Origin of the sequence: Citrobacter sp. Cb031 (genome assembly GCF_030336725.1) — a bacterium.
Taxonomy (GTDB): domain Bacteria; phylum Pseudomonadota; class Gammaproteobacteria; order Enterobacterales; family Enterobacteriaceae; genus Citrobacter; species Citrobacter braakii.
The window spans coordinates 554,366-580,414 of record NZ_JAOWDA010000034.1 but is presented as its reverse complement, the minus strand read 5'-3'; the positions used below and the strand labels follow the sequence as shown (position 1 = coordinate 580,414).

The window sequence follows — 26,049 nt, the reverse complement described above, 5'->3', positions numbered from 1 at the left end:
TTGCGCTATCTCAAGCCGATTCTCGTCGTCATACCTTAGACTTTCTCCACTGTATTATTTTCCTGACTTATATTTTCAAAGCATAACGGTGGAGTTAGTGATGCTGAAGCGTTTCTTTATTACAGGTACAGACACTTCTGTTGGGAAGACCGTGGTTTCCCGCGCATTACTACAAGCGTTAGCGTCAGGGGGTAAAAGCGTTGCGGGCTACAAACCCGTGGCCAAAGGAAGCAAAGAGACACCTGAAGGTCTGCGCAACAAAGATGCGCTGGTGCTGCAAAGCGTGTCCACTATCGAATTGCCCTACGAGGCGGTCAACCCGATAGCGTTGAGTGAGGATGAAAGCAGCGTAGCGCATAGTGGTCCGGTCAATTACACCCTGTTATCCAACGGCCTCGCAAGCCTCAGCGAAAAAGTGGATCACGTTGTCGTTGAAGGCACCGGAGGCTGGCGGAGCCTGATGAACGATCTGCGTCCGTTATCTGAATGGGTGGTGCAGGAACAACTGCCGGTGCTGATGGTGGTGGGTATCCAGGAAGGCTGTATTAATCATGCCATCCTCACCGCACAGGCGATTGCCAGCGACGGACTGCCTTTGATTGGCTGGGTCGCGAACCGAATCAACCCGGGGCTGGCGCATTATGCGGAAATCATTGATGTGCTGGGCAAAAAATTACCCGCACCGCTGATCGGTGAACTGCCTTATCTGCCTCGCGCAGAGCAGCGCGAGCTGTCTCAGTACATCCGTCTGTCAATGCTCGGCAGCGTGTTGTCGGTAGATAGAGTCCTGGCGTAACGTTCGCGACAGCACAGACGCCACCACACAGGCAATCAGCAATCCGGGGAGCAGACGATACTCCCCGGTCATTTCACAAACCATCAGTGTCGACATTATTGGCGCATGCGTGGTCGCTGCCAGCAGCGTGGCCATCCCCGTTAATCCCAGCAGAATGGCAATCTCATCCGGACCCGGAAGCCATAATCCCCACACTCGTCCCAGCAGCATACCCACCGAAAGACCGACAAACAGCGTTGGCGTAAACACGCCGCCAGGCGCACCGGAACCACTGCTGGCAAGCACCGCCAGTAATTTGCAGATGAAGATCCCGCTTACCACGGCCAGCAGCGGTGGGGAGAGTAAATATGACTGCACCACGCTGTAGCCGTTACCCCAGACCGCAGGCGTGAGCAATGACAGCAGGCCAACGATCAGCCCGCCAAGCGCCAGTTGCCACGGGGGCGAGAGTTTTAAGCGCAAAAACCCATTATGGCTGGCGGTCATCAACCACATGAATAGCGGTCCGCAAACGCCGGCAGCCAGACCGGTGCTGATGATCATGACGTATTCCAGCGCATGCAGTTCCCGTGTGAAGTGCACGGCATACAGCAGCGCATTGCTGTCGCTCAGCATATTGGTGGTGAGCAAGGCGACGACGGCGGATACCACCACCGGTCCCAGTGACGCGAGGATCAAGGTGCCAAACAACACTTCAGCAATAAATAGACTGCCCGCCAGTGGGGCATGATACGCTCCGGCCATACCCGCAGCGGCTCCGCAGGCAATCCATAACTTCCATTCCGTGCGCGGGGTGAAGCGTTGAGCAAAGCTGGAGGCTGCCAGCGCTGCCAGTAAAATCATGGCACCTTCGCGCCCGATAGCACTCCCGCTGGAGACGACCAGTAACGAGGCCAGCGATTTCACCAGGCTTGCACTGACGTCAAATTGTCCGTTAGTTTGCAAGGCTTCCATGTAATCAGTGGGAGCCTGCGGGCGTAACCGGTTGAACGTTTGCCATCCCCAAAGCAGCAAACCCGCCGCCAGCCCTCCTAACGCAGGTGTCAGCATGCGTCTTACAGGGGAAAGGTTTGTTGCCGCGTTGACCAGACTCCCTGTGTCATTGCTCAGGAACAACCATTCAAGAAGGAGCATGGCGTGGCGAAATCCTGCGACGGCCAACGCAGCAAGGATACCAATCAGCGCAGCAATCAGCAGGCGTCGGAACATGGCGCGCAGGTCAGGATAAGCATGTAAATGATGCATGAGTGGCCAGACAGGAAATTTCAGACGCTTTATTTTGCGGCTATTTGGCAACAGAAGCAAAAGCTCAGCGTGCGCAACGGAATGCTACACAGGCAGGACACATCCTGCCTGTGGTGAAACTAACGAAAAAGTGGCTTATCGGCTATCGGGATCAGTAACTGCGACTGCCATTGCGCCAGCGTCAGACGGGCCAGCTCCCCCAGCGCCTGGTAAAACGGGTGATCAGCTTTTTCGATAAACACATCAAGGAAGCGGGATGACCACGGGAACAGATGCCAGGCCAGCAGCTGTTCGCACTCGGTGTGGCGTTCATTTTCAGCAAGCCAGGCCGTCAGCAACAGCAGTGAACCAAAGTGATCTTCTGGCTCATTTTGCTGCATGGCAAACTGGATGCCGTTGTCCCGCATCCACTGACGGAGTGCCAGCGTAGAGTCGCCAAACAACACGTTTTCACGATCCAGCCAGACGGATCCCCAGGGCGGAGAGGGTAGTGCATATGGACCGACAAACAGGCGTTGCCAGGCCTGCGGGAGAGGCTCATCGACCTCGGCTTGTAGCCGTGCTGCCAGCGGGAAAAGCATTGCCTGATCGAGCGGCCACTGCGCCTGCCAGCCATCGGCTCTTAACGCGCTGACTAATGCAGAGGCTTCCGCGCTATCTGGCGCATAGTAAAACAGTGCGCCGAGTACACGCGCCGCGGTAGAAAAGTTGTCACCTTGCGAAAAATGGGTCATGCAAACAATCCTGAACAGTGCGGGTTGCCCCGCACCCGAAAGTTAACCTGCAACAGCCATTCCGACTGTCATATGTAAACCGTAAAACAATCCGCGGCCAATGATTTCACCGGCGAGGACTAACACCAAGCCCAGCGCCAGGCCGCCGACGGACGGTGCTTTACGACGGATAAGCGGGCATATCCAGCAGCCCAGACCGGCGGCCAGCAGAATGATGCGCCAGACCTGCAAGCTTCCGTAGTCGGGAACCAGCGCGCTGGCGGATTGTACCGAACTGTGGATCCCGCCGAGAGACAGCCCCTGCAGAACAATAACCGCCACGATCACCAGTAGGGCCAAAACGCTCACGTAGGCGAATCTGGCGGTGCCAGAGGAAACACCCGCAGCGCGCAGTAGCAGGGCGGCAAACAGCGGTCCGCTCAGCAACATCGTCATAAAAAATGCCACCGTAGTGTAGCCGTTATACCAGGTCGGGACAGTGTCTATCTGGTAGACGCTGGTCATCGCCAGCACAAATACCAGACCCAGCAGCATGCCCACCAGCAGCCAGATTTTACCTAACGCTGCGGGCATTTTACCGAGAAACGCCACCAGCCACCACAGGCCACCGACGGCGAAAAACAGTGAACCACTGGCGATTTCGTTACTCAGCGCAGATGCGCCAACTCTGTTCAGCGAGTTAAAGGCGCGCAGTGGCGAACCCAGGTGCATTACCGAGACGAGAAAGGCGATGCCCATTACCAGCCACAGAAAAAACATGCTGCGCACGATACGTTGTTTTGCCACCTCGTCTTTAGCGTTCAGCCAGCCATAGCCACTCACTATCAGCGCTCCGGCCACGCACTGGCCCAGCACCGTAAACAGGACCAGCGGCCATTCATGCCATCCATTGCCCATGTTACACCTCCTGCGGATTCGCCAGATAACCCGTGGTATCCCCGGTCGGGCGGCTATTGGCGTTGGGTTTGATCACAATACTCGGTTTGGTGAAGTGCGCACCTGGCAGCGGAGCGACCGCCGCCAGTTCACCGTGCTTTTTGCGCAGCTCATCAATTGGACCAAAGTCCAGCGCGCGCAGCGGACAGGATTCGACGCAGATGGGCTTTTTGCCGTCGGCCACGCGGTCATGACAGCCATCGCACTTGGTCATATGACCTTTGGCGGCATTGTACTGCGGTGCGCCGTACGGGCAGGCCATGTGGCAGTAGCGACAGCCTATGCATATGTCTTCATCCACCACCACAAAACCATCTTCACGCTTATGCATAGCGCCGCTGGGGCAAACCTTGGTGCAGGCCGGATCTTCGCAGTGATTACAGGCAATGGAGAGGTAGTAGGCGAAGACATTCTGTTGCCAGACGCCGTTATCTTCCAGCCAGTCGCCTCCAGCGTATTCGTAAATACGCCGGAAACTGACGTCGGGATTGAGATCCTTGTAATCTTTGCAGGCCAGCTCGCAGGTTTTACACCCCGTGCAACGGCTGGAATCAATAAAAAATCCATACTGAGTTGTCATGGGTTAGTCCTTATGCCTTCTCGATCTCGACCAGGTTAGTATGCTGTGGGTTGCCTTTTGCCAGCGGAGACGGGCGCTGAGTTGTCAGCGTATTGACGCAGGCGCCGTGGTCAATCTTATCGCCAGCCATATCGGCATCGTGCCATGCACCCTGGCCCATTGCGCTTACTCCGGGCAAAATTCGTGGCGTGACTTTTGCCGGGATACGCAGTTCACCTCGATCGTTAAAGACTCGCACCATATCGCCATTTGCAATCCCCCGTTTTTGGGCATCGACGGGATTTATCCATACTTCCTGACGACAGGACGCCTGGAGAACATCGATATTGCCGTAGCTGGAGTGGGTGCGGGATTTGTAGTGGAAACCAAACATCTGCAGCGGGTATGAACTGCGTTTCGGGTCATCCCACCCTTCAAACGTGGATGCATAAACGGGAAGCGGACTGATTACCTCGTCCTTTTGCAGTACCCATGTACTGGCAATTTTCGCCAGTCGGCTGGAGTAAATTTCAATCTTGCCAGACGGCGTTTTGAGCGGGTTGGCCTGTGGATCCTCGCGGAATTTTCTATAGGCGACAAAGTGCCCATTAGGATCTTTGCGTTTATAGATCCCCATTTTTTTCAGCTCGTCATAAGTCGGGAGCGCGGGGTCTTTAGCCAGCATTTTTGCATACAGATACTGAAGCCACTGCTCCTGGGTACGGCCTTCAGTAAACCGTTGATAGACATCATCGCCAAGACGCTTTGCGACTTCACTCATTATCCAGTAGATCGGTTTGCGCTCGAACTTAGGCGACGTCGCGGGTTGAATAAAAATGAGGTAACCCATGTTGCCTGCATAATCGTTAGGAATGATGTCTTCCTGTTCGACGGTCATTAAATCAGGCAACAGAATATCGGCATATTTGGCCGAAGAGGTCATGAAGTTTTCGATGACCACAATCATTTCGCATTTCGTGTCGTCCTGAAGGATCTCATGCGTTTTATTGATATCTGAGTGCTGATTGGTGATGGTGTTGCCCGCGTAGTTCCAGATAAATTTAATCGGCACGTCGAGCTTATCTTTCCCACGTACGCCATCGCGGGTAGCGGTCATTTCCGGGCCCCGGACGATTGCGTCGGTCCAGCTAAAGCAGGATATCTGGGTCTTAATGGGATTCTCTGGCAGCGGCATACGCTCAATCGTGATGGTGTAGGTTGATTCTCGTGCACCGCTATTGCCGCCGTTGATGCCAACGTTGCCGGTCAGGATCGGCAGCATCGCGATTGCGCGTGAGGTCAGCTCGCCGTTAGCCTGGCGTTGCGGGCCCCAGCCCTGACAAATATATGCGGGTTTTGTACTGCCGATTTCCCGAGCCAGTTTGATAATGCGCTCGGCTGGGATCCCGGTAACATGTGAGGCCCACTGGGGAGTTTTAGCGATACCGTCATCACCGTTGCCCAAAATATAGGCTTTGTAGTGCCCATTAGCGGGTGCGTCGGCGGGCAGGGTTTTCTCGTCGTAACCAATGCAGTATGTATCCAGAAACGTCTGGTCAACGAGATCTTCGTGAATCAGGACCCAGGCGATTCCGGCTACTAATGCAGCATCGGTGCCTGGACGAATAGGGATCCATTCATCTTCACGACCCGCTGCGGTATCGGTATAACGCGGGTCGATGACGATCATCCGGGCATTAGAGCGCTCCCTGGCCTGTTCCAGGAAGTAAGTTATTCCACCTCCGCTCATACGCGTTTCGGCGGGATTATTGCCGAACATCACCACCAGCTTCGTGTTTTCGATATCGGAGGTGCTGTTGCCTTCGTTTGAACCGTAGGTATAAGGCATTGCCGCCGCGATTTGTGCGGTACTGTAGGTGCCGTAATGACTCAGGAATCCGCCATAGCAGTTCATCAGGCGAGCGACCAGCGAGGCATAAGGGGAGGAGCGAGTAATGTTGCCGCCTACAATGCCAGAGGTGTAGTTGATATACACGGCCTCGTTACCGTATTTGTGCACGGTATTTTTCAAACTGGCACTGATGGTGTCCAGTGCTTCCTGCCAGGTTATACGCTCAAATTTACCTTCACCACGTTTGCCCACGCGCTTCATGGGGTAATTCAGGCGATCCGGATGATTGATCCGTCGACGGATTGAGCGGCCACGCAAACAGGCGCGAACCTGGTGTTGACCATAAATATCGTTCCCGGTCGTATCGGACTCCACCCATACGACTTCATTATCTTTGACGTGGAGTTGCAGGGCACAACGGCTGCCGCAGTTTACGGAACAAGCGCCCCAAACCACTTTTTCTTCAACGGGTTGTATCGCCTGCTGTACCGCTGCGGCGGCAGTGCGCATTCCGAAAGGTAACGACAGCCCACCCGCGGCAAGCGCCAGCGAACCGATTGCCGAGGATTTCACTAACGTCCTGCGGCTAATGCCTCCATATTGCTCAGTTTTTGACATTACTCACCCCATTATAGTTATCGCTATATATTAATTTCTATAACGAAATTAATAGCATGCTAATAATGGTTTGAGTTTACCCACTTATGGGTAAGTCATCTTAATGCATATCAAACTGGAGTGACCCTCCGCGCACGGAGGGCGTGATTTATTGCGGTTCGGCGGCGTGCCCGTCCTGGGCAGGGGTGCTATTGGCTGGGGCATTGCCACTGTTGGTTCGGGTATAGAGAATTTTGTGCGTATCGTTTGCACAATGTCCCACGACCAGTGAATCAGGCTGATCGGCCTGATCGTTGGGGACAATGTTCAGCGTAAAGCTGGATTCAGCAACGCCATTATTAATGATGCGCTGTTCGATATCACTTTTCACGCGTTCACATGACGCCGGTGCCGCCAAAACCTGCGGGGACGCGACGGCCAGTAAGAGCGCGGCAATTCCTGTTATGTATTTCATCATCAGCTCCTTTATGATCGACCTGGACTAAGATTAGCATTTCTGGTGTAAATAACTGTATTTGCTAATATGATTGAGAATTATCTTCTTATCCCGGTGAAAAATGTGAAGAAAAAGATCTTATTAGGTTTCCTGTGCGTCGTGCTGGTCGGGTGTGATAACGCCAAAGGCCTGGATTCCTTTACGCCGGAAATGGCCAGTTTTTCCAATGAATTTGATTTCGATCCGCTGCGCGGGCCAGTAAAAGATTTCAGCCAGACGCTGCTTAATGACAAAGGTGTAGTCACCAAGCGCGTTGTCGGTACGCTCTCACAGGAAGGGTGCTTCGATACGCTTGAATTGCATGATATTGAAAGCAATACCGGCATGGCGTTGGTCCTGGATGCTAACTATTACCGGGACGCCAAAACCTTGGAAAAACGGATCCGCTTACAGGGTAAATGTCAGTTAGCAGAACTGCCTGCGGCGGGCGTGGTATGGGATACCGACGATAACGGTTTTGTCGTTTCCGCCACGGGAAAAGAGATGAAGGTGCAATATCGCTATGATGCGGAAGGTTACCCGCTGGGTAAAACCACCGTCAATAAGGACAATACCTTGCAGGTTGATGCCAAACCGTCGGTTGACCCGTTGAAGAAGCTGGATTACACCGCGGTAAGCCTGCTCAATAACCATCCGTTAGGTAATGTAAAACAAACGTGCAAGTATGATGACTATGCTAATCCGGTCAACTGCCAGCTTGTTATCGTTGACGAGAGCGTGAAGCCGGCAGTTGAACACCATTACTCGATTGAAAACACCATCGATTATTATTAGTCAGTCTTTATTGAGCGGTAGGTTGCAGCAGGTTGGGACCTGACGTTTTATGTTCTGCCAGATACTGCTGCTGGAAGATACACATGCGGATAGTGTTGCGGTATTGACCGTTGATAAAGAATTCATGAATCAGTTCGCCTTCGACCATAAAGCCGAGTTTACGGTAGATGTGGATGGCTTTTTCGTTCTCTTTATCAACGATCAGATACAGCTTATATAAGTTAAGTACGGTAAAGCCGTAATCCATCGCCAGCTTAGCAGCCCGGGAAGCCAAGCCATTGCCCTGATACTCCGGCGAAATAATGATCTGGAATTCTGCCCGGCGGTGCACATGGTTAATTTCAACCAGCTCCACCAGTCCGGCTTTTTCACCGTCGCATTCCACAACAAAGCGACGTTCGCTTTGGTCGTGGATATGCTTGTCATACAGATCTGACAGCTCAACAAATGCTTCGTAAGGTTCTTCAAACCAGTAACGCATTACGCTGGCGTTGTTATCAAGCTGATGGACAAATCGTAAATCTTCACGCTCCAGCGGGCGCAACTTAACACTGAGGGCGCTAGTCATATCGTATCCTTTCAATATCTTTCAAAGTGCAATCATTATGGGGCAACGGTGCGGCCAGTGCGGCGGTCGAGGCAGCGCAGGGTGTTGGGCTCCCAGTACGCATTAATATTAGCGCTCTGTTCGCACTTATCACGGCTATCGAAAGCAGCGTCGGTTTTGTCCCACTCTTTCTCTGCACGCTTGTTGACCTTCTGGCGTAGCTGACGCGTATCGTTCCATTGTTCCTTTTCCATTGCTGCCTGTTGACGACTTTGCGCACTGTCCCCGGATTCAATGATCAGTTTACTGGTTTCAGCAAATGCGGAAGAGGTGTACACAGCCGCAGCCAGCGTCAGCATAGCCGTCAGGCACAGGCGTTTGGTCAGTGTAATATTCATGGTGAATTCCTTTTATGGGAAAGGGAAAAAACAATAAAACAGGGCTAAATTCTACACTATTCTGGCTTGCGGGCATACCCACTCTGCGGTGATGGATACGCTAACGACATTCTGTCGTATCATGGTTAAACCGAAGGTAACTGAATAACATCAATGCTTAAGACCACATTCCTTTTTTTCATCACCGCGTTATGCGAAATCATTGGCTGCTTTTTACCCTGGCTCTGGCTTAAGCGAGGGGCTACGGCCTGGCTGCTGATACCCGCCGGGATGTCACTGGCCTTATTCGTCTGGTTACTGACGCTGCATCCGGCAGCAAGCGGGCGTGTGTACGCGGCCTATGGTGGAGTTTACGTGGTGACAGCGTTGCTATGGCTACGCATTGTTGACGGCGTAAAACTTAGCCTGTACGACTGGTCAGGCGCGCTGGTGGCATTGTGCGGCATGCTGATTATTGTGGCTGGGTGGGGGCGCGCATAGCGCCTTTTTTGTGATCAATCAGCGTTTTTTTGATCTTCATACTTGTATGGTAGTAGCTCAGTTGGGTAAATTTCCTGCATCACAAGAACAAATGCAAGGAATAAGAAATGAAGATTGTTGGGGCTGAAGTGTTTGTCACCTGTCCGGGGCGTAATTTTGTCACGTTGAAAATTACCACAGACGATGGGATCACTGGGCTGGGAGATGCCACTTTAAACGGACGCGAGTTATCCGTAGCGTCCTATCTGAAAGATCATGTTTGTCCGCAACTGATTGGTCGCGATGCGCACCGAATTGAGGACATCTGGCAGTTTTTCTACAAAGGCGCGTACTGGCGTCGTGGTCCAGTCACCATGTCGGCGATTTCCGCGGTGGATATGGCATTGTGGGACATCAAAGCGAAAGCGGCGAATATGCCGTTGTACCAGTTGCTCGGCGGTGCATCTCGTGAAGGCGTTATGGTTTACTGTCACACCACAGGCCATACCGTTGATGACGTACTCGAAGATTATGCGCGCCATAAAGAGATGGGCTTTAAAGCAATTCGCGTGCAGTGCGGCGTGCCGGGTATGAAAACCACTTACGGTATGTCTAAAGGCAAAGGACTGGCCTACGAACCCGCCACCAAAGGGCAGTGGCCAGAAGAGCAGTTATGGTCAACGGAGAAGTACCTCGATTTCACGCCAACACTGTTTGAAGCCGTGCGCGACAAGTTTGGTTTCAACGAACATCTTCTGCACGATATGCACCACCGTCTGACGCCAATTGAAGCGGCCCGTTTCGGCAAAAGCATTGAACAATATCGTCTGTTCTGGATGGAAGACCCAACCCCGGCTGAAAACCAGGAATGCTTCCGCCTGATCCGCCAGCATACGGTCACGCCGATTGCGGTAGGGGAAGTTTTCAACAGCATCTGGGACTGCAAACAGCTTATCGAAGAGCAATTGATCGACTATATCCGCACCACCATCACCCATGCGGGCGGTATCACTGGCATGCGTCGAATTGCCGATTTCGCGTCGCTGTATCAGGTACGTACCGGTTCGCATGGACCTTCCGATCTGTCTCCAGTATGCATGGCCGCTGCGTTGCACTTTGATCTGTGGGTGCCGAACTTCGGCGTACAGGAATATATGGGGTATTCCGAGCAAATGTTGGAAGTGTTCCCGCACAACTGGACCTTTGATAACGGCTATATGCATCCAGGAGACAAACCAGGTCTTGGGATCGAGTTTGATGAAAAGCTGGCGGCGAAATATCCGTATGACCCTGCATATCTGCCTGTTGCTCGTCTGGAAGATGGCACGTTGTGGAACTGGTAAATATAAATTTTACGTACGAAAGATGTTGATTAACTCAATACCCTACAGAAGGTAAAACTTATGGTTAGTTCAGTCGATATTAAAAATAACGTAGATAATAAACCCATTATTCGCAGAGTGGCTTCAGCCTCCGCAATTGGTACTGCTGCCGAATACTATGACTTCTTTGCATATGGGACAGCAGCTGTACTCTTTTTTGGTCATTTATTTTTCCCAAGTGACGATCCGTTAATTAGTACGCTGGCTGCTTTTGCAACCTATGCCGTTGGTTTCCTGGCTAGACCATTAGGAGGAATTGTCTTTGGGCATATTGGCGATAAGGTCGGGCGCAAAAAAGCACTGGTTATTACTATATTAATCGTTGGCTTAGGGACATTCTGTATTGGGTTGTTACCTACATATGAAAAAATAGGTGTATGGGCTCCAGCTTTACTTATATTTATTCGTGTATTACAGGGCTTTGGTGTTGGAGGAGAACAAGCCGGTGCAGTATTGATGACTGCTGAATATTCTGAGCCCAAACATCGTGGATTTTTTTCGAGTTGGGTTCAAATCGGTGCCCCAGTTGGTTTTCTTCTGCCGTTAGCACTCTTTGCGTTGTTAAATGCCACACTTTCTCCAGAGGCAATGATGGATTACGGGTGGCGTATACCGTTCCTGTTAAGTCTGTTGCTGGTTATTGTTGGGTTATTTATCCGCTTAAAAATTGATGAATCACCAGTCTTTGCTCAGATTAGGGAGACAAAAGCAGAAGAATCACGTCCATTAGTTGAAGTTATCCGTGATTTTCCGGGAATTGTCGTTAAGGGAGTATGTGCGAAGCTGATTGAGGCCTGCACATTTGCAATGTTTACAGTGATTGTCCTTGCATACGGTAAGGCAAACAATCTCGATGCAAATATCTTGATGGAGACAATGATTGTTGCGGTGATTATAGAAATAATTGCAATACCGATGATGGGCTCGCTATGCGACAAAATTGGGCGTAAACCAGTTTATATTATCGGCGCATTGCTCCAGGTTGTTATGATTATTCCTTTCTTCCTTGCAATCAATCAGGATAGCTTTTGGCTTACGCAAATAGTAATGATCCTGGTACTGAGCGTTGGGCATAGTATGTGTTATGCACCTCAGGCATCTTATTTCCCAGAGCTTTTCCCGACTCATATTCGTTGTAGCGGAATAGCATTAATTTGGCAGTTGGGATCGCTAATTGGTAGTGGGATTCTTGGTTTAGTAGCAGTAAAAATTCTGCAAGTAACTGGTGGACATTATTATGGACTCGCAACCTATGTGATTGTACTTGGCGTCATCTCAGTTATTGGTTTGCTGATGATGCCGGAAACTGCACCGCAAAGGCTTAAACGTGAATACCAGCAGTGGCAGAAACATTAATATCCTTTGGCGGCAATATGCCGCCAAATTTACCTTTTATGGTACACAGCTTTAAGTGATGTCATACCAATCATTAAAAGCTTAATGCAAATCAAAACATACAACCATACAGGCGTTACTCTGAATCAATCCTGATTTCATTGATAAGTAGGTCATACCATGCAAAACAAGCTCTTAACGGCAAAGGCTGCAGTTCCCGACTACGATCGTACAAAACTGGTTCCGCGTATTGTTCATCTGGGGTTTGGCGCATTTCACCGCGCACATCAGGGGGTTTACGCTGACATTCTCGCTGCGGATCACGGCAGTGACTGGGGCTATTGCGAAGTGAACCTGATTGGCGGCGAGCAGCAGATTGCCGATCTGAAACAGCAAGATAACCTGTATACCGTTGCAGAAATGTCTGCGGATGCTTGGACTGCAAGAGTCGTGGGCGTGGTGAAAAATGCGCTGCATGCGCAGGTTGATGGTCTGGAAAGCGTACTGGCTGCGATGAGTGAACCGCAGGTTGCGATTGTTTCCCTGACCATTACCGAGAAAGGGTATTGCCATTCTCCGGCGACCGGTCAATTGATGTTAGACAACCCAATGATTGCCGCCGATCTACAAAACCCAAAACAGCCAAAAACTGCGCCAGGCGTTGTGGTTGAGGCGCTTGCACGCCGCAAAGCTGCGGGTTTAGCCGCCTTTACCGTGATGTCCTGCGACAACATGCCGGAAAACGGTCATGTGATACGCAATGTTGTCACCGCGTATGCCCGGGCGGTGGATGCGGAACTGGCTGCGTGGATCGAACAACATGTCACATTCCCGTCGACAATGGTTGACCGCATTGTCCCTGCAGTTACCCAGGATACGCTGGACAAAATTGAACACATTACCGGCGTACGCGATCCGGCAGGCGTGGCATGTGAACCGTTCCGTCAGTGGGTTATTGAAGATAACTTTGTCGCTGGCCGCCCTGAATGGGAGAAGGCGGGAGCGGAGCTGGTTGCTGATGTCATTCCGTTTGAAGAGATGAAACTGCGTATGCTCAACGGCAGCCACTCTTTCCTTGCTTATCTGGGGTATCTGGCGGGATATCAGCACATTAACGATTGCATGGGCGATGAAAATTATCGCCTCGCCGCGCGCGCGCTGATGTTGCAGGAACAAGCGCCCACGTTAAAAGTGAAAGGTGTGGATCTTCCGCACTATGCCGATCTGTTAATTGAGCGCTACAGCAACCCGGCACTGCGTCATCGCACCTGGCAGATCGCGATGGACGGCAGTCAAAAACTGCCGCAGCGTATGCTGGACTCCGTTCGCTGGCACATTGTGCACGGTAGCCACTTTGAACTGCTGGCGCTGGGCGTGGCTGGCTGGATGCGTTACGTCGGCGGTGTGGATGATCAGGGCCAGGCGATTGAAATCAGCGATCCGCTGTTACCGGTGATCCAGAAAGCGGTGCATAGCAGTAACGAGGGCGAAGATCGTGTCCAGGCGCTGCTGGCGATCGATGCTATTTTTGGTCGTGAACTGCCGCAGGTAGAATTGTTCAAGAATCAGGTCACACAAGCCTACCTTGCTTTACTGGCTGAAGGGGCGAAAGCAACCGTTGCGAAGTATGCTGCAAAACTGAAGTAACGAGAACATCATTTAAGTCGCCATCTGGCTATAAACAGGCCAGATGGCGCATTGTTTTCTGGCATTCACACCAATTAGTTCATGCCCAAACGAATCAGTTCGAGGGGGGCATATTTACCTTCACACCCTTCGATTTCCACTGTTTTCCCGCGGCGAATTTGCTCAGCGGTCAGGCCATCGGTATCTATCGCTGTAATGCGGCCTGTAAGTCCGGTGTCGCTAATCATGACGCGGCTGCCAGTGGTGATTGCGTTACGATTACGATCGTATGTTTTCATGGTGTTTTCTCCTTTCCAACTTACCGTCAAAGCCCGTGGGCTCTAGTCCCACGTAACGGGCGCAATATAAATACGCTTCTCGTTAATGATTTTTTTTGTTTTCGATCAAAATCACAGCTTTTTTTGTGCAGATGTGCGGGAGAGGGGAAGGCAGGAGAAACTCACCTCGGTGTGAGGTGAGCGTAATATTAATCTTCGCTGAACCAGTCGCTATTTTCCTGACGGATTAGCTGAACGGACTCACCAATTTCCTGGAGATGCAGCATCATTGCGCGCTCAACGGCATCGCCATCATGTTTCTCAAGTGCGGTAAAAATATCGTGATGCTGACGCAGCAGCATTTCAGGCGGAGAGATATGATCCAGGCTCATATAGCGAACGCGGTCAATCGTGGCCTTAATATTCTCAACGGTGTCCCAGGCGAGCTGGCACTCAGCGATTAAAGCCAGTTTCTGATGAAATTCGTCATCTAGCTGGAAGAAATCATTGATTTGTTTTCGATCAATCGCGATGCGCTGCTGATGCAGATTTTGTTCGAGCTGATAGCACTGTTTATCGGTGATCAGTGATGCGGCGCGGCGGACCACTGCACATTCAATTGCCTGGCGAACAAAACAGCCGTTCTGCACCTGCGACAGCGAAATTTTGTTTACGTAGCTGCCACGCTGCGGGCGGATCTGAATCAGACCGTTCTCTGCCAGTTTGATGAATGCTTCTCGTACCGGCTGGCGTGACACATTAAAGCGTACGGAAACCTCTTTTTCCGACAGCGGCGTACCGGGTGCAATCAGACAGTGCACGATATCACGACGAAGAATACGGTAAATCTGTTGATTTACCGGTTGTGTAGGGTTTAGCTGCGTTTCTACGGTCATTCATTCTTACTTTTTAGAGAGTTAACCCGGAGATCTTATCACTTATTTCAGGCTATCTATACCCGGCGCAAGGCCGGGCAGAGAAATTAGCTCCGATGAATACTCAGTCCGGCAAAAGACTGTGTGACAGGCATCATTTCAAGGGTGTTAATGTTGACATGAGCGGGTAAGGACGCCACCCACCATACCGCTTCTGTAACATCTTGCGGGGTCAGCGCAGTGGTATTTTCGTAGGCTTTTTCAGCTTTAGCATCATCGCCTTTGAAACGTACGTTAGAGAATTCCGTACCGCCAACCAGACCCGGTTCAATGTCGGTAACGCGAATCGCAGTGCCGTGTAAGTCAGTACGTAAATTCAGGCTAAACTGGCGAACAAACGCTTTGGTCGCACCGTAGACGTTCCCACCAGCGTATGGCCAACTTCCCGCGGTAGAACCGATATTGATAATATGACCGCGGTTGCGCTCAACCATGCCTGGCAGAACGGCACGGGTCATATAAACCAGGCCTTTGTTGTTGGTGTCGATCATATTTTCCCAGTCTTCAACGCTGGCCTTGTGGGCTGGCTCAAGGCCCAGCGCCAGACCCGCATTGTTGACCAGAACATCAATATCGCGCCATTCAGCGGGTAAGGCGTTCAGCATCTCTTCAATTGATGCACGATTACGTACGTCCAGTTGCGCGGTATAGAGGCGGTCACCCAGCTCATCTTTGAGTTCCTGCAGGCGCTCCTGGCGGCGTCCGGTGGCAATAACTTTATGCCCATTCTCAATAAAACGACGCGTAATGCACTCACCAAAACCTGCGGTTGCTCCGGTTACTAAAACGATCATCTCACTGTTCCTCAACGCTTTTTATGTAGTACTACCATAGCACGTCATTTCCGTTCAGAGCTATTCCTGCTTAACGCGATTGCGGTCGATTACCGGGAAGTCTACTCTGGTAAACAAATCGTTTTCAGGAGTGAAAGATGTCGTTAACGAATCCATTTTTACATCACAGCACATTGCCGTATCAGGCACCGCAGTTTGATCAAATCGACGTGCAGCATTATCGTCCAGCGTTTGATGAAGGCGTGCGGCAAAAACGCGCCGAGATCGACGCTATTGTGCAAAACTCACAGGTTCCTGATTTTGCTAATACGTTGTTGGCGCTTGAACAAAGCGGGGGGCTGCTCACGCGTGTGACCAGCGTTTTCTTCGCGATGACGGCGGCGCACACCAACGATGAACTACAGCGCCTTGACGAAGAGTTTTCCGCAGAGCTGGCGAACCTTGCCAATGATATTTATCTCAATGGCGCGCTTTTCGCCCGTGTCGAAGCTGTCTGGCAACGGCGTGGTACGTTAAGTCTGGATAGCGAATCAATACGTCTGCTGGAGGTTGTGTATCAGCGTTTTGTACTGGCCGGCGCCCGTCTGAACGAGACCGATAAAGCCAAACTTAAAGCGCTCAATACGGAGTCAGCCACGCTGACCAGCCAGTTCAATCAACGGTTGCTGGCAGCAAACACGTCAGGTGCTATGGTGGTGGATGATATCCGGCATCTGGAGGGGCTGAGCACAGAAGAAATTGCCGTTGCCGCCGAAGCTGCAAGGGCGAAAGGGCTTGAAGCGCGTTGGGTTATCCCGATATTAAACACAACACAGCAACCGGCGCTTGCGGTTTTACGCGATCGTCAGACCCGCGAAAAACTGTTCACCCGCGCATGGACGCGGGCTGAAAATGATGATGGCAACGACACGCGAGCAATTATTCAGCGACTGGTAGCAATCCGGATGCAGCAGGCGCAACTGCTTGGTTTTGCCAATTACGCAGCCTGGAAAATTGCCGACCAGATGGCAAAAACGCCGGAAGCGGCACTGACATTTATGCGATCTATTGTTCCAGCCGCGCGGGCGCGGGCGTTGGATGAGCAGGCTGAAATCCAGAACGTTATCTTTCAAGAACACGAGTCGTTTAGCGCCGAGGCCTGGGACTGGTCGTTTTATGCCGAGCAGGTTCGTCGTGAGAAATATGACCTTGATGAGGCACAGCTCAAACCTTACTTTGCCCTGGATTCGGTGCTGAACGAGGGCGTTTTCTGGACGGCCAATCAACTCTTTGGCATCAAATTCGTTGAGCGATTCGACATTCCGGTTTATCACCCGGATGTTCGGGTATGGGAAATATTCGATCATGATGGCGTAGGGTTGGCGCTATTTTACGGTGATTTCTTTGCCCGGGAATCAAAAAGCGGCGGAGCCTGGATGGGCAATTTTGTTGAGCAATCGCTGCTTAACGAAACCAGACCGGTTATTTACAACGTCTGTAATTATCAAAAACCTGCGCAGGATCAGCCTGCATTGCTGCTGTGGGATGATGTTATTACGCTATTTCATGAATTTGGACATACATTGCACGGTCTGTTCGCCACTCAGCGTTATGCCACGCTTTCTGGAACCAACACTCCGCGTGATTTTGTCGAGTTTCCTTCACAGATCAACGAACACTGGGCGAGCCATCCTCAGGTCTTTGCCCGTTTTGCCCGACATGTTGATACCGCGGAGCAAATGCCGCAGGCATTGCGGGATAAAATGCAGCGGGCCAGTCTGTTTAACAAAGGTTACGACATGACCGAACTGCTCAGCGCGGCATTGCTGGATATGCGCTGGCACTCTCTGGAGTTGAGCGAGTCATCTCATCCGGTCGATCAATTTGAACAGCAGGCGCTGGCGGCGGAAGGTTTGGATCTCAAGGCCGTGCCGCCGCGTTATCGCAGCAGTTATTTTGCCCATATCTTCGGTGGCGGTTATGCCGCAGGTTATTATGCCTATCTGTGGACGCAAATGCTGGCCGATGACGGCTATCAGTGGTTCGTAGAGCAGGGCGGATTAACCCGTGAAAACGGACAGAAATTCCGCGAAGCAATTTTGTCCCGCGGAAACAGCACTGATTTAACTGAACTTTATCGCCAGTGGAGCGGGCGTGAACCGCGCATGGAACCCATGCTGGAACATCGTGGCTTGAGCGCTTAAGACAGGTCAGCCAGAAAATTGAACCGGGCGTGGTGCCCGGTTGTTAGCTGGATTTTTTCTTCAGCAAAATGAATCGTTGTTGGGTATTGATGCCTTGCATCTCATAGAGACGCTCGGGTAGGGAGTGCTGCTGGTGAAAGGTCGGCATTGTTTTCCTGTTCTTACGTTACTTGACTGGTTTGCTTTGGGAAGGAAGGTAGGTATTGCCGCAGTTGGGGCAGACTAACGTTATGTTGTTTTTTATTCTCGACAGGCTGTGCATTGACTGGCGGCAGCAGTGAGGACAGGTACTTTTCACTGGTCGTAAAGTACGCATCTTAATATCTTTGAGTATCGACATATTGATTGTCCTTGTGATGGGGTGCTTACCATACACTATGAAGCAATAAATAGCTCATTTTATAACCATTGCGATGACATGGATTACTGTACGGTTTGCAAGAATCTCATTAGCGGCCAACATGTCTTATAGAAGGTAGTTACGTTTCGTTTAACGTTCATTGGGGTTGTCGATGATAGATTAGCCAACTATCCGTTATCTTCGCAGGGAATTGCCAGGTAGCGTATAAAAGCAAAACACAAATCTATCCATGCAAGCATTTACCGCTGGTTTATCCGGCGGTTTTTTTTATCTGTACATCAGGGAAAAGGTGCCGGGAGGGGGAATTCAGGTAAAAAATGGCCCCTTGTGCAGCTACGCAGCAAGGGGCCGGGTCGGTTCAGGACTATCTCCGTTCATCAATCATCCCATCTGTGGCTAAAATACGCGGCCAGGAAACCGGAAAATAAAATAATTCCCAGAACAGCCATAAAAATATTCATATTACCCAGCATAGTAAATGCTCCTTTATTTGTGAGTTTCCTCTCTTACCTTAAGTTCACCTCGCTTATGACTATAGTAGCAATTCAATCTTAAACAAAGGCTGAACTGTGTGATTATTTCGGCGGAAAAGTAAAATTTTGACGTGATTACGTCGGGAAAAATAAATAATAGTGACAAGGCACGGTTATCTGCGAACAAATAACCACGTTTTTATACCGGGGCACGCCGTTATGACCGTGTGTGACAGACACAGATTGTTGCACGTTTATAATGCAGAGTTGTCTCATTGTGGTTCAATGTTTCACGCGATTAATCCTTCTGGCGGCAAAAATTAATACTGATTTTTGTGCCTAAAATTCTAATTCATTGATTTTATATGATGTTTTAATATCTGGCATCGTTTTTGCCTTATCACTTCTGAATACCCTTAATTTGCACCGTTTTGTCTGCCCGGCTGCACCGGAGCTTTCAACAAGACTAATTTCAGGAGTGAAACTATGCAGCGTCGTACATTTTTAAAAGCTTTTGCGCTTTCCGCCTCTGTTGTCGCAATGGGAATGAGTTTTAGCGTTCAGGCGGCCGACACTATTAAGGTTGGCATCATGCATTCGTTATCCGGCACCATGGCTATTTCCGAAACGCCGCTGAAAGATGTGGCGTTGATGACTATTAATGAAATCAATGCGCAGGGCGGTGTGTTGGGCAAAAAGCTGGAACCGGTGGTGGTTGACCCAGCCTCGAACTGGCCGTTATTTGCTGAAAAAGCACGTCAGTTACTGAGCCAGGACAAGGTAGCGGCGGTTTTCGGCTGCTGGACATCGGTTTCGCGTAAATCGGTTTTACCGGTATTTGAAGAATTGAACGGTTTGCTGTTTTACCCGGTGCAATATGAAGGTGAGGAGATGTCGCCTAACGTCTTCTATACCGGCGCTGCGCCTAACCAGCAGGCGATCCCGGCGGTTGAGTATCTGATGAGTGAGGACGGCGGCAGCGCTAAGCGCTTCTACCTGCTGGGTACGGACTATGTCTATCCGCGTACGACTAACAAAATTTTACGCGCCTTTTTGCATTCGAAAGGCGTGGCCGATAAAGACATTGAAGAGGTGTATACCCCATTCGGACACAGCGATTACCAGACCATTGTTGCCAGTATTAAAAAATTCGCCGCAGGAGGAAAAACGGCGGTGGTATCGACCATCAACGGGGATTCTAACGTTCCATTCTATAAAGAGTTAGCGAACCAGGGCCTGAAAGCCACGGATGTTCCGGTGGTGGCATTCTCTGTGGGTGAGGAGGAGTTGCGCGGTATCGATACTAAACCGCTGGTGGGCAACTTGGCTGCGTGGAACTACTTTGAGTCCGTAGATAATGCGGCCAACAAGAAGTTTGTCGCAGATTACCGGGCGTATGCCAAAGCGCATAAGCTACCGAATGCTGATTCGGTGGTGACCAACGACCCTATGGAAGCCACTTATGTTGGCCTGCATATGTGGGCGCAGGCAGTAGAAAAAGCCGGAACTACCGATGTGGATAAAGTCCGGGCGGCTATGGCAGGACAATCATTCTCGGCACCATCAGGATTTACCCTGACCATGGATGCGACCAACCATCACCTGCATAAACCCGTCATGATTGGCGAGATTGAAGGCAACGGCCAGTTTAACGTGGTGTGGCAAACCGAAGCGCCGGTTCGCGCCCAGCCGTGGAGTCCGTATATCGCCGGTAATGATAAAAAATCTGAACAGCCCGTTAAAACCGCCAGCAACTGATCTTACGCCCTCCTGCGGGAGGGCAACGCTTTGGAGAATGCTCATGAAAGCCATGCGCTTTATTCGTGGTGTGTTGTTGCTGACGTGGCTTTTGCCGTGGATAGCGCAGGCCGCAGATGCCGATACCTTTACCGCCGCCAACCGGACTCAGCAGGCCGCCTTACTTGAACAATGGTCGGTAAAACCCGACGTTCAACGCTTGCCGGTGCTCAAAGCGCTGAGTGATGAGAACCTGCTGACAGATAACGCGAAAAACGCGTTCATCATGAACGGGTCGCACGTACAACCGCTAGGAATGGCGGCAGGTCCGAACGGCGAGCTAAAAAAAATCCGCCTGACTAACCGCCTGCGTAATCTGGTTGCCGGAACCTTGGCCGTCCACCAGCTCTTAAGTGACAGTGTCACGCAAAGAGGCGGGGCAGCGCGTACATTACAGCGTGAGGCCCAGCCGGGGATGCTGCCGTTTTTGCAGCAACGACTGGCCCAGGAGCCCGATGCTGACGTGAAATCTTTACTGGCTATTGCACTGGCAAACCTGCAACTGACCAGCACCTCGCCTGAGATCAGACGTCAGGCAATCGAACTGCTAGGGGCGTCGAACGATCCTGAAACCCAGGCGCGCCTGCAGCCATTCACCCATGCTGAACATGAACCTGATGCCCGCGTTCGTGCTGCCGCTGACGAAAGCCTGAATGCCATCGCGCATCGCATGAAGGTTGGCGATCTTCTTGGACAGGCATTTATGGGATTGTCGCTGGGCTCCATTTTGCTGCTGGCGGCATTGGGTCTGGCGATAACCTACGGCTTACTTGGCGTCATTAATATGGCGCATGGTGAGATGTTAATGCTCGGCGCTTACGGTACCTGGATGGTGCAACAGCTGATGGGCCAGTTTTTCCCGCAATGGTTGGCCTGGTATCCGGTTATTGCGCTTCCGGTCGCCTTTTTGCTTACCGCTGGGGTTGGAATGCTACTCGAGCGCGGAGTGATCCGCCATTTATACGGGCGTCCGCTCGAAACCCTGCTGGCAACGTGGGGGATCAGTCTGATGCTTATCCAGTTAGTGCGTATGTCCTTCGGCGCGCAAAACCTTGAAGTCGCTAATCCGGAATGGCTTTCCGGGGGCATTCAGGTTTATGCCAATCTGATTTTGCCGTGGAACCGAATTGTGGTGTTTGGCTTTGCCATTCTGGTGCTGTTCTTCACCTGGCTGTTGTTGAATAAAACCCGTCTCGGACTGCGCGTACGTGCGGTGACGCAAAATCGCAATATGGCGGCTTGCTGCGGCGTACCTACCGGACGTGTGGATATGCTGGCCTTTGGTCTTGGTTCAGGGATTGCCGGACTGGGGGGCGTAGCGCTCTCGCAGTTAGGCAACGTAGGACCGGAGCTGGGGCAAAGCTACATTATCGATTCGTTTCTGGTGGTGGTGCTGGGCGGCGTGGGACAACTCGCGGGGAGTGTAGCCGCTGCGTTTGGGCTTGGGATTTTCAACAAAATTCTTGAGCCTCAGGTGGGAGCGGTTCTCGGTAAGATTATGATTCTGTTGCTGATTATTTTGTTTATTCAGAAACGTCCTCAGGGGCTGTTCGCGCTGAAAGGGAGGGTTATTGACTGATGACGATGCCAATGACATTAACGCTGGCGCGTAAAGCGCCGCGCGCGACACGCATCCTGGGGCTGGGGTTACTGCTGGCGCTGATTATTCTGCCGTTTCTGGCGCTGTTACCTGCGGATCATCCGCTGGCCATATCGGTGTGGACATTGACTCTGGCCGGGAAAATTCTCTGCTATGCCATTGTGGCTGTGGCGCTGGATCTGGTGTGGGGCTATGCGGGAATGCTCTCGCTGGGCCACGGTATTTTCTTTGCGCTGGGGGGATATGCGATGGGAATGTACCTGATGCGCCAGGCTTCCGGCGAAGGATTACCGGCCTTTATGTCGTTTCTGTCGTGGACCGAGCTGCCCTGGTTTTGGTGGGGAACGCAACATTTTATCTGGGCGATATTGCTGGTTGTGCTGGTGCCGGGTCTGCTGGCGCTGGTATTTGGCTGGTTTGCCTTCCGTTCAAAAATCAAAGGGGTCTATTTCTCCATCATGACTCAGGCCCTGACTTTCGCCGGAATGTTACTGTTTTTCCGCAACGAAACCGGCTTTGGGGGAAATAACGGTTTTACCGGTTTTACCACCATTCTGGGATTTCCGGTGACCGCGACCTCAACCCGTATCGCGCTGTTTCTGGCGACGGTCATGCTGCTGGTGCTGGCAATATGGCTGGGACTGGCGCTGGCCCGCAGTAAGTTTGGTCGAATTCTCACTGCCGTGCGCGACGCCGAGAACCGACTGATGTTCTGTGGTTACGATCCGAAAGGTTTCAAGCTGCTGGTGTGGACGCTTTCCGCCGTGCTGTGCGGCCTGGCGGGCGCGTTGTATGTTCCGCAGGTGGGAATCATTAACCCCAGCGAAATGTCGCCGACCAACTCGATAGAAGCGGCGATTTGGGTTGCCCTCGGCGGGCGTGGAACCCTGATTGGCCCGGTATTTGGCGCCGTACTGGTGAACGGCGCTAAAAGTCTGTTTACCGTCATTATGCCGGAATACTGGCAGCTGTTTCTTGGCCTGATCTTTATTGGCGTTACGCTGTTTTTACCTCGTGGCGTGATGGGTCTGTTTCGCAAGGGAGACAAATAATGCAGCCAGATGAAGGGCTTTTTACTCGCCAGATGCCAGGCGATCGGTTTCGCAACCAAACGGACCCGGTGCTCCAGCTGGAAAAAATTAACGTTAACTTCGATGGCTTCCAGGCGTTAACGGATCTCACGCTCAATATTGGCGTTGGGGAACTGCGTTGCATCATTGGTCCCAACGGTGCCGGAAAAACGACGCTAATGGATGTTATTACCGGTAAAACCAGGCCGCAAAGTGGTCGGGCGATATACGATCAGTCGACCGATTTAACAACGCTGGACCCCATCGCCATTGCACGTCAGGGGATTGGGCGGAAGTTTCAGAAACCCACGGTATTTGAAGCGTTAACGGTGGAGGAGAATCTGGAGCTGGCGCTGAAAAGCGATAAATCTGTCTGGAGCTCTTTACGGGCGCACCTCACCGGCGAACAACGGGATCGTATAGATGAAATACTGGCGCTTTTGCGGCTGGGCAACGAGCGGGCCCGCCGCGCCGGGCTGCTTTCTCACGGGCAAAAACAGTTTCTCGAAATTGGCATGCTGTTGGTACAGGAGCCGCATTTACTGCTGCTGGATGAACCCGCGGCGGGCATGACGGATGCGGAGACGGAATACACTGCGGAGCTGTTTCGTAAGCTTGCCGGGAAGCACTCGCTGATGGTTGTTGAGCACGATATGGGATTTGTCGAAACCATTGCCGATCGCGTCACGGTCTTACACCAGGGACGCGTTCTGGCTCAGGGAAGTCTGCGCGAAGTGCAGGCCAATGAGCAGGTTATTGAAGTTTATCTCGGGCGTTAAGGAGCACAGATGCTGCAGGTGAAAGAACTGAATCAATATTATGGTGGCAGCCATATTCTGCGAAGTGTGAACTTTGAGGCGCGTATCGGCGAGGTGACATGTCTGCTGGGGCGTAACGGCGTGGGTAAAACGACGCTTCTGAAGTGCCTGATGGGGCTTATTCCTGCCCGCAGCGGGAGTGTGTTCTGGCAGGAGAAAAATGTCACTCACTGGAAGCCGCATCAGCGGGTCAGGGCCGGTGTGGCGTATGTACCACAGGGGCGCGATATTTTCCCGCGTCTGACGGTAGAAGAGAACCTGCTGCTCGGCCTTTCCCGTTTTTCAGCACAGGAGGCCAGACGTGTGCCGGATGATATCTATGCGCTCTTTCCGGTTCTACAGGAGATGAAACATCGGCGGGGTGGAGATTTGTCCGGCGGGCAACAGCAGCAACTGGCGATTGGGCGAGCGCTGGCCAGTCGCCCGCAGTTGTTAATCCTCGATGAGCCCACGGAGGGGATCCAGCCGTCGGTGATTAAAGAAATTGGGCAGGTGATTTCTCAACTGGCGCACCGGGGTGACATGGCCATTTTGCTGGTAGAGCAGTTCTATGATTTTGCGCAGCAACTGGCCGACAAATACTTACTCATGTCGCGAGGCAGCATTATTCAAAGCGGTGACGGTAAAAATATGGAATCCGAAGGCGTTCGAGGGCTGGTCGCCATTTGAGATTCGCGACAGAGCGGCTTTGGCTCTGTCGCGATCATCATTAGCAGACCGCCGTCTGGCCCCAGGGTTTGGCGCGCATGCCTTTTATCATTAGCGCCCAGGCAAGAACGATCGCCACCATCAGCGCCACAAACAGCGACCACGGCGGCAATGTGGTTAAAATGACGCCGCTGACTAATGGGTTTACCGCTGCGCCCAACCAGCCTAACGACTGGGCGGAAAAATAGCTGGCTTTCATTCCTGCAGGCGCGATGTTGTCGATGAGCATGTATTCACCCGGCGCGTAAATGACCTCACCGATAGTGAAAAAGGCCGCAGAAATGCCCCATAACACCAGGTTGTTGCCGGAGAAGGTGAAGCCAACCAGACCGACCACAAAGAACAGCGTGCCTACAGTCATTAGCGGGCGGATATTGGTGGCGGTGAGCCTGCGCCCGAGGGCATATTGCAGTGATACCACAATGGCGGCGTTAACAGGCAGGACGACTGCCACCACTTTCTCGGCAAAATCGCCGTCTGCAACCACCATAACGTATTGCGAAATACAGGACGCAAAGGCACCACCAACGAATGACGCCAAAAATGCTGACAGCGTAAACCAGAATAATGCTCTGTCGCGCAGCAGTACCGAGGGGGACCAAACTGCCGCGTTCAAACCTTCTGATGCTGCCGGTGAACGTTTTACCCAGGTCTGGATAAACACCAGAGGGAGTGCTGAACATGCAGCAGCGAGCCAGAACGGCAGGTTAATGCTTTGCATCACCAGTAGCGTGCCCAGCGGTGGGCCTACAGTCCAGCCGATGTTCAGCACGGTATAGTTAAGCGAGAAAATTTTTGTTTTGTTGGTCGCCGAGAGATTATCGGCAAACCAGGCTTTCAGCACCGTGGCGAAGACGGAGTAGGCGCAGTTGATCAGGGCAAAGAGCAAAACCACTACCACTACGTTTTGCACCAGTGGAATAGCAATAAAGCCAGAGGCAAAGCCGCAGATAGCCAGCAGCATATAGCGTTTTTTATCAAACTTGTCGGCCAGAATACCAAAGCCAAGGCTGAACACGACGCCAATGGTCAGTGCGACCGTCATCGCATAACCGATCAGGTCGACGCTCAGATTGTACTGTCGGCTGAGGTAGATCGTCATAAAGGGCAGCGTGGCGCCACGCCCAATCGTTAATAACAATGATGACGCGAGTAACGCGAGAGTGGACCTTCTCAGAGAGATATTCATTTTCCTGCCCGACAATGCATGTTGTTATGTTTTTTTTAGATATCAGAAACAAATAGCATGCTAAAAGTGTGATGTACACTCAATAA

26 protein-coding genes are annotated in these 26,049 nt (G+C 51.7%); 12 read left to right on the top strand and 14 right to left on the bottom strand.

Annotated elements, in window-relative coordinates; translation table 11 throughout:
• Positions 1 to 100 precede the first annotated feature (100 nt).
• Positions 101 to 796 carry a dethiobiotin synthase gene (gene bioD, locus OGV93_RS19215; RefSeq protein ID WP_016153046.1) on the top strand — a complete coding sequence of 232 codons (696 nt, stop codon included), beginning with the start codon at positions 101 to 103 and terminating at the stop codon, positions 794 to 796.
• Here bioD and clcB read toward each other — a convergent pair.
• The 6 genes from clcB to OGV93_RS19185 form a co-directional block, all read right to left on the bottom strand.
• A complete protein-coding gene (gene clcB, locus OGV93_RS19210; RefSeq protein WP_047500476.1) occupies positions 752 to 2,041 on the bottom strand; it encodes a voltage-gated ClC-type chloride channel ClcB in 1,290 nt (429 codons plus the stop codon). The genes bioD and clcB overlap by 45 nt on opposite strands.
• A gap of 119 nt (positions 2,042 to 2,160) precedes the next feature.
• Positions 2,161 to 2,775 carry a Tat proofreading chaperone DmsD gene (dmsD, locus tag OGV93_RS19205; protein WP_016153048.1) on the bottom strand — a complete coding sequence of 205 codons (615 nt, stop codon included), beginning with the start codon at positions 2,773 to 2,775 and terminating at the stop codon, positions 2,161 to 2,163.
• Between the two features lie 42 nt (positions 2,776 to 2,817).
• Complete coding sequence (locus OGV93_RS19200; RefSeq protein WP_287109997.1) at positions 2,818 to 3,672, bottom strand: dimethyl sulfoxide reductase anchor subunit family protein; 855 nt, start codon at positions 3,670 to 3,672, stop codon at positions 2,818 to 2,820.
• 1 nt (position 3,673) lies between these two features.
• Positions 3,674 to 4,291, bottom strand: coding sequence for a DMSO/selenate family reductase complex B subunit (locus OGV93_RS19195; RefSeq protein WP_286480898.1), 618 nt, complete (start codon positions 4,289 to 4,291; stop codon positions 3,674 to 3,676).
• A 10-nt stretch (positions 4,292 to 4,301) separates the two neighbouring features.
• Positions 4,302 to 6,740, bottom strand: coding sequence for a selenate/tellurate reductase subunit YnfE (ynfE, locus tag OGV93_RS19190; protein ID WP_287109995.1), 2,439 nt, complete (start codon positions 6,738 to 6,740; stop codon positions 4,302 to 4,304).
• 148 nt (positions 6,741 to 6,888) lie between these two features.
• Positions 6,889 to 7,197 (bottom strand): DUF1161 domain-containing protein, encoded by a 309-nt coding sequence (locus OGV93_RS19185; protein WP_103766286.1) that lies wholly within the window; start codon positions 7,195 to 7,197, stop codon positions 6,889 to 6,891.
• A gap of 102 nt (positions 7,198 to 7,299) precedes the next feature.
• On the opposite strand from OGV93_RS19185, the gene OGV93_RS19180 reads away from it, so the two are divergent.
• The gene (locus tag OGV93_RS19180) at positions 7,300 to 8,010 is read left to right on the top strand and encodes a YnfC family lipoprotein (protein WP_080981761.1); all 711 of its coding nucleotides are present in this window, start codon (positions 7,300 to 7,302) and stop codon (positions 8,008 to 8,010) included.
• A gap of 7 nt (positions 8,011 to 8,017) precedes the next feature.
• Here the strand turns inward: OGV93_RS19180 and speG are convergent, their stop codons facing one another.
• Positions 8,018 to 8,578, bottom strand: a complete 561-nt coding sequence (speG, locus tag OGV93_RS19175; protein ID WP_287109993.1) for a spermidine N1-acetyltransferase — start codon at positions 8,576 to 8,578, stop codon at positions 8,018 to 8,020.
• A gap of 35 nt (positions 8,579 to 8,613) precedes the next feature.
• A complete protein-coding gene (locus OGV93_RS19170) occupies positions 8,614 to 8,955 on the bottom strand; it encodes a DUF1283 family protein (RefSeq protein WP_016153054.1) in 342 nt (113 codons plus the stop codon).
• Between the two features lie 153 nt (positions 8,956 to 9,108).
• Between OGV93_RS19170 and OGV93_RS19165 the strand changes: the two genes are divergently transcribed.
• From OGV93_RS19165 to OGV93_RS19150, 4 genes are all read left to right on the top strand, one after another.
• Positions 9,109 to 9,435 (top strand): YnfA family protein, encoded by a 327-nt coding sequence (locus OGV93_RS19165; protein WP_016153055.1) that lies wholly within the window; start codon positions 9,109 to 9,111, stop codon positions 9,433 to 9,435.
• A gap of 107 nt (positions 9,436 to 9,542) precedes the next feature.
• Positions 9,543 to 10,757: a starvation-sensing protein RspA gene (gene rspA, locus OGV93_RS19160; protein ID WP_016153056.1), complete on the top strand. Its 1,215-nt coding sequence runs from the start codon at positions 9,543 to 9,545 to the stop codon at positions 10,755 to 10,757.
• A gap of 60 nt (positions 10,758 to 10,817) precedes the next feature.
• Positions 10,818 to 12,152: an MFS transporter gene (locus OGV93_RS19155; RefSeq protein ID WP_049041486.1), complete on the top strand. Its 1,335-nt coding sequence runs from the start codon at positions 10,818 to 10,820 to the stop codon at positions 12,150 to 12,152.
• 159 nt (positions 12,153 to 12,311) lie between these two features.
• A complete protein-coding gene (locus OGV93_RS19150) occupies positions 12,312 to 13,778 on the top strand; it encodes a mannitol dehydrogenase family protein (protein WP_075848232.1) in 1,467 nt (488 codons plus the stop codon).
• 74 nt (positions 13,779 to 13,852) lie between these two features.
• On the opposite strand, the gene ydfZ is transcribed toward OGV93_RS19150, so the two are convergent.
• The 3 genes from ydfZ to ydfG form a co-directional block, all read right to left on the bottom strand.
• Positions 13,853 to 14,056, bottom strand: coding sequence for a putative selenium delivery protein YdfZ (gene ydfZ / locus OGV93_RS19145; protein WP_003032393.1), 204 nt, complete (start codon positions 14,054 to 14,056; stop codon positions 13,853 to 13,855).
• 188 nt (positions 14,057 to 14,244) lie between these two features.
• Entirely contained in the window at positions 14,245 to 14,931 is a 687-nt protein-coding gene (locus tag OGV93_RS19140) for a GntR family transcriptional regulator (RefSeq protein WP_016153060.1), read from the bottom strand.
• An 86-nt stretch (positions 14,932 to 15,017) separates the two neighbouring features.
• Positions 15,018 to 15,764 (bottom strand): bifunctional NADP-dependent 3-hydroxy acid dehydrogenase/3-hydroxypropionate dehydrogenase YdfG, encoded by a 747-nt coding sequence (gene ydfG, locus OGV93_RS19135; RefSeq protein WP_016153061.1) that lies wholly within the window; start codon positions 15,762 to 15,764, stop codon positions 15,018 to 15,020.
• 137 nt (positions 15,765 to 15,901) lie between these two features.
• Between ydfG and dcp the strand changes: the two genes are divergently transcribed.
• Positions 15,902 to 17,947 (top strand): peptidyl-dipeptidase Dcp, encoded by a 2,046-nt coding sequence (gene dcp, locus OGV93_RS19130; RefSeq protein ID WP_279262368.1) that lies wholly within the window; start codon positions 15,902 to 15,904, stop codon positions 17,945 to 17,947.
• Between the two features lie 166 nt (positions 17,948 to 18,113).
• On the opposite strand, the gene OGV93_RS23875 is transcribed toward dcp, so the two are convergent.
• Both OGV93_RS23875 and mgtS read right to left on the bottom strand, forming a co-directional pair.
• Positions 18,114 to 18,287, bottom strand: coding sequence for a YnfU family zinc-binding protein (locus OGV93_RS23875; protein ID WP_213083734.1), 174 nt, complete (start codon positions 18,285 to 18,287; stop codon positions 18,114 to 18,116).
• A gap of 398 nt (positions 18,288 to 18,685) precedes the next feature.
• The gene (gene mgtS, locus OGV93_RS19125) at positions 18,686 to 18,781 is read right to left on the bottom strand and encodes a protein MgtS (protein ID WP_003032406.1); all 96 of its coding nucleotides are present in this window, start codon (positions 18,779 to 18,781) and stop codon (positions 18,686 to 18,688) included.
• 486 nt (positions 18,782 to 19,267) lie between these two features.
• Between mgtS and urtA the strand changes: the two genes are divergently transcribed.
• Genes urtA through urtE form a run of 5 tightly spaced genes read left to right on the top strand, consistent with a single transcriptional unit; the run spans position 19,268 to position 24,735 of the window.
• The gene (gene urtA, locus OGV93_RS19120; RefSeq protein ID WP_287109989.1) at positions 19,268 to 20,539 is read left to right on the top strand and encodes an urea ABC transporter substrate-binding protein; all 1,272 of its coding nucleotides are present in this window, start codon (positions 19,268 to 19,270) and stop codon (positions 20,537 to 20,539) included.
• Positions 20,540 to 20,582: 43 nt separating this feature from the next.
• Entirely contained in the window at positions 20,583 to 22,157 is a 1,575-nt protein-coding gene (gene urtB / locus OGV93_RS19115) for an urea ABC transporter permease subunit UrtB (protein WP_287109987.1), read from the top strand.
• On the top strand, positions 22,157 to 23,230 hold the full coding sequence (urtC, locus tag OGV93_RS19110; RefSeq protein ID WP_287109986.1) for an urea ABC transporter permease subunit UrtC: 1,074 nt from the start codon (positions 22,157 to 22,159) through the stop codon (positions 23,228 to 23,230). Before urtB ends, urtC begins: the two co-directional genes overlap by 1 nt.
• Positions 23,230 to 24,027 (top strand): urea ABC transporter ATP-binding protein UrtD, encoded by a 798-nt coding sequence (gene urtD / locus OGV93_RS19105; protein ID WP_053389811.1) that lies wholly within the window; start codon positions 23,230 to 23,232, stop codon positions 24,025 to 24,027. Before urtC ends, urtD begins: the two co-directional genes overlap by 1 nt.
• A 9-nt stretch (positions 24,028 to 24,036) precedes the next feature.
• Entirely contained in the window at positions 24,037 to 24,735 is a 699-nt protein-coding gene (urtE, locus tag OGV93_RS19100; protein WP_046276386.1) for an urea ABC transporter ATP-binding subunit UrtE, read from the top strand.
• A 40-nt stretch (positions 24,736 to 24,775) separates the two neighbouring features.
• Here urtE and ydeE read toward each other — a convergent pair whose 3' ends face one another.
• A complete protein-coding gene (ydeE, locus tag OGV93_RS19095) occupies positions 24,776 to 25,963 on the bottom strand; it encodes an efflux MFS transporter YdeE (RefSeq protein ID WP_046276385.1) in 1,188 nt (395 codons plus the stop codon).
• Positions 25,964 to 26,049: the final 86 nt, after the last annotated feature.

Bases quoted from the DNA above. Each gene is read 5' to 3' on its own strand.
- speG (WP_287109993.1), bottom strand. From the start codon at position 8,578: ATGACTAGCGCCCTCAGTGTTAAGTTGCGCCCGCTGGAGCGTGAAGAT.
- bioD (WP_016153046.1), top strand. From the start codon at position 101: ATGCTGAAGCGTTTCTTTATTACAGGTACAGACACTTCTGTTGGGAAG.
- clcB (WP_047500476.1), bottom strand. From the start codon at position 2,041: ATGCATCATTTACATGCTTATCCTGACCTGCGCGCCATGTTCCGACGC.
- urtE (WP_046276386.1), top strand. From the start codon at position 24,037: ATGCTGCAGGTGAAAGAACTGAATCAATATTATGGTGGCAGCCATATT.
- OGV93_RS23875 (WP_213083734.1), bottom strand. From the start codon at position 18,287: ATGTCGATACTCAAAGATATTAAGATGCGTACTTTACGACCAGTGAAA.
- ynfE (WP_287109995.1), bottom strand. From the start codon at position 6,740: ATGTCAAAAACTGAGCAATATGGAGGCATTAGCCGCAGGACGTTAGTG.
- dmsD (WP_016153048.1), bottom strand. From the start codon at position 2,775: ATGACCCATTTTTCGCAAGGTGACAACTTTTCTACCGCGGCGCGTGTA.
- OGV93_RS19170 (WP_016153054.1), bottom strand. From the start codon at position 8,955: ATGAATATTACACTGACCAAACGCCTGTGCCTGACGGCTATGCTGACG.
- urtB (WP_287109987.1), top strand. From the start codon at position 20,583: ATGAAAGCCATGCGCTTTATTCGTGGTGTGTTGTTGCTGACGTGGCTT.
- OGV93_RS19185 (WP_103766286.1), bottom strand. From the start codon at position 7,197: ATGATGAAATACATAACAGGAATTGCCGCGCTCTTACTGGCCGTCGCG.
- urtA (WP_287109989.1), top strand. From the start codon at position 19,268: ATGCAGCGTCGTACATTTTTAAAAGCTTTTGCGCTTTCCGCCTCTGTT.
- rspA (WP_016153056.1), top strand. From the start codon at position 9,543: ATGAAGATTGTTGGGGCTGAAGTGTTTGTCACCTGTCCGGGGCGTAAT.
- ydfZ (WP_003032393.1), bottom strand. From the start codon at position 14,056: ATGAAAACATACGATCGTAATCGTAACGCAATCACCACTGGCAGCCGC.
- OGV93_RS19200 (WP_287109997.1), bottom strand. From the start codon at position 3,672: ATGGGCAATGGATGGCATGAATGGCCGCTGGTCCTGTTTACGGTGCTG.
- ydfG (WP_016153061.1), bottom strand. From the start codon at position 15,764: ATGATCGTTTTAGTAACCGGAGCAACCGCAGGTTTTGGTGAGTGCATT.
- dcp (WP_279262368.1), top strand. From the start codon at position 15,902: ATGTCGTTAACGAATCCATTTTTACATCACAGCACATTGCCGTATCAG.
- OGV93_RS19155 (WP_049041486.1), top strand. From the start codon at position 10,818: ATGGTTAGTTCAGTCGATATTAAAAATAACGTAGATAATAAACCCATT.
- mgtS (WP_003032406.1), bottom strand. From the start codon at position 18,781: ATGCTGGGTAATATGAATATTTTTATGGCTGTTCTGGGAATTATTTTA.
- urtD (WP_053389811.1), top strand. From the start codon at position 23,230: ATGCAGCCAGATGAAGGGCTTTTTACTCGCCAGATGCCAGGCGATCGG.
- OGV93_RS19165 (WP_016153055.1), top strand. From the start codon at position 9,109: ATGCTTAAGACCACATTCCTTTTTTTCATCACCGCGTTATGCGAAATC.
- ydeE (WP_046276385.1), bottom strand. From the start codon at position 25,963: ATGAATATCTCTCTGAGAAGGTCCACTCTCGCGTTACTCGCGTCATCA.
- urtC (WP_287109986.1), top strand. From the start codon at position 22,157: ATGACGATGCCAATGACATTAACGCTGGCGCGTAAAGCGCCGCGCGCG.
- OGV93_RS19150 (WP_075848232.1), top strand. From the start codon at position 12,312: ATGCAAAACAAGCTCTTAACGGCAAAGGCTGCAGTTCCCGACTACGAT.
- OGV93_RS19195 (WP_286480898.1), bottom strand. From the start codon at position 4,291: ATGACAACTCAGTATGGATTTTTTATTGATTCCAGCCGTTGCACGGGG.
- OGV93_RS19140 (WP_016153060.1), bottom strand. From the start codon at position 14,931: ATGACCGTAGAAACGCAGCTAAACCCTACACAACCGGTAAATCAACAG.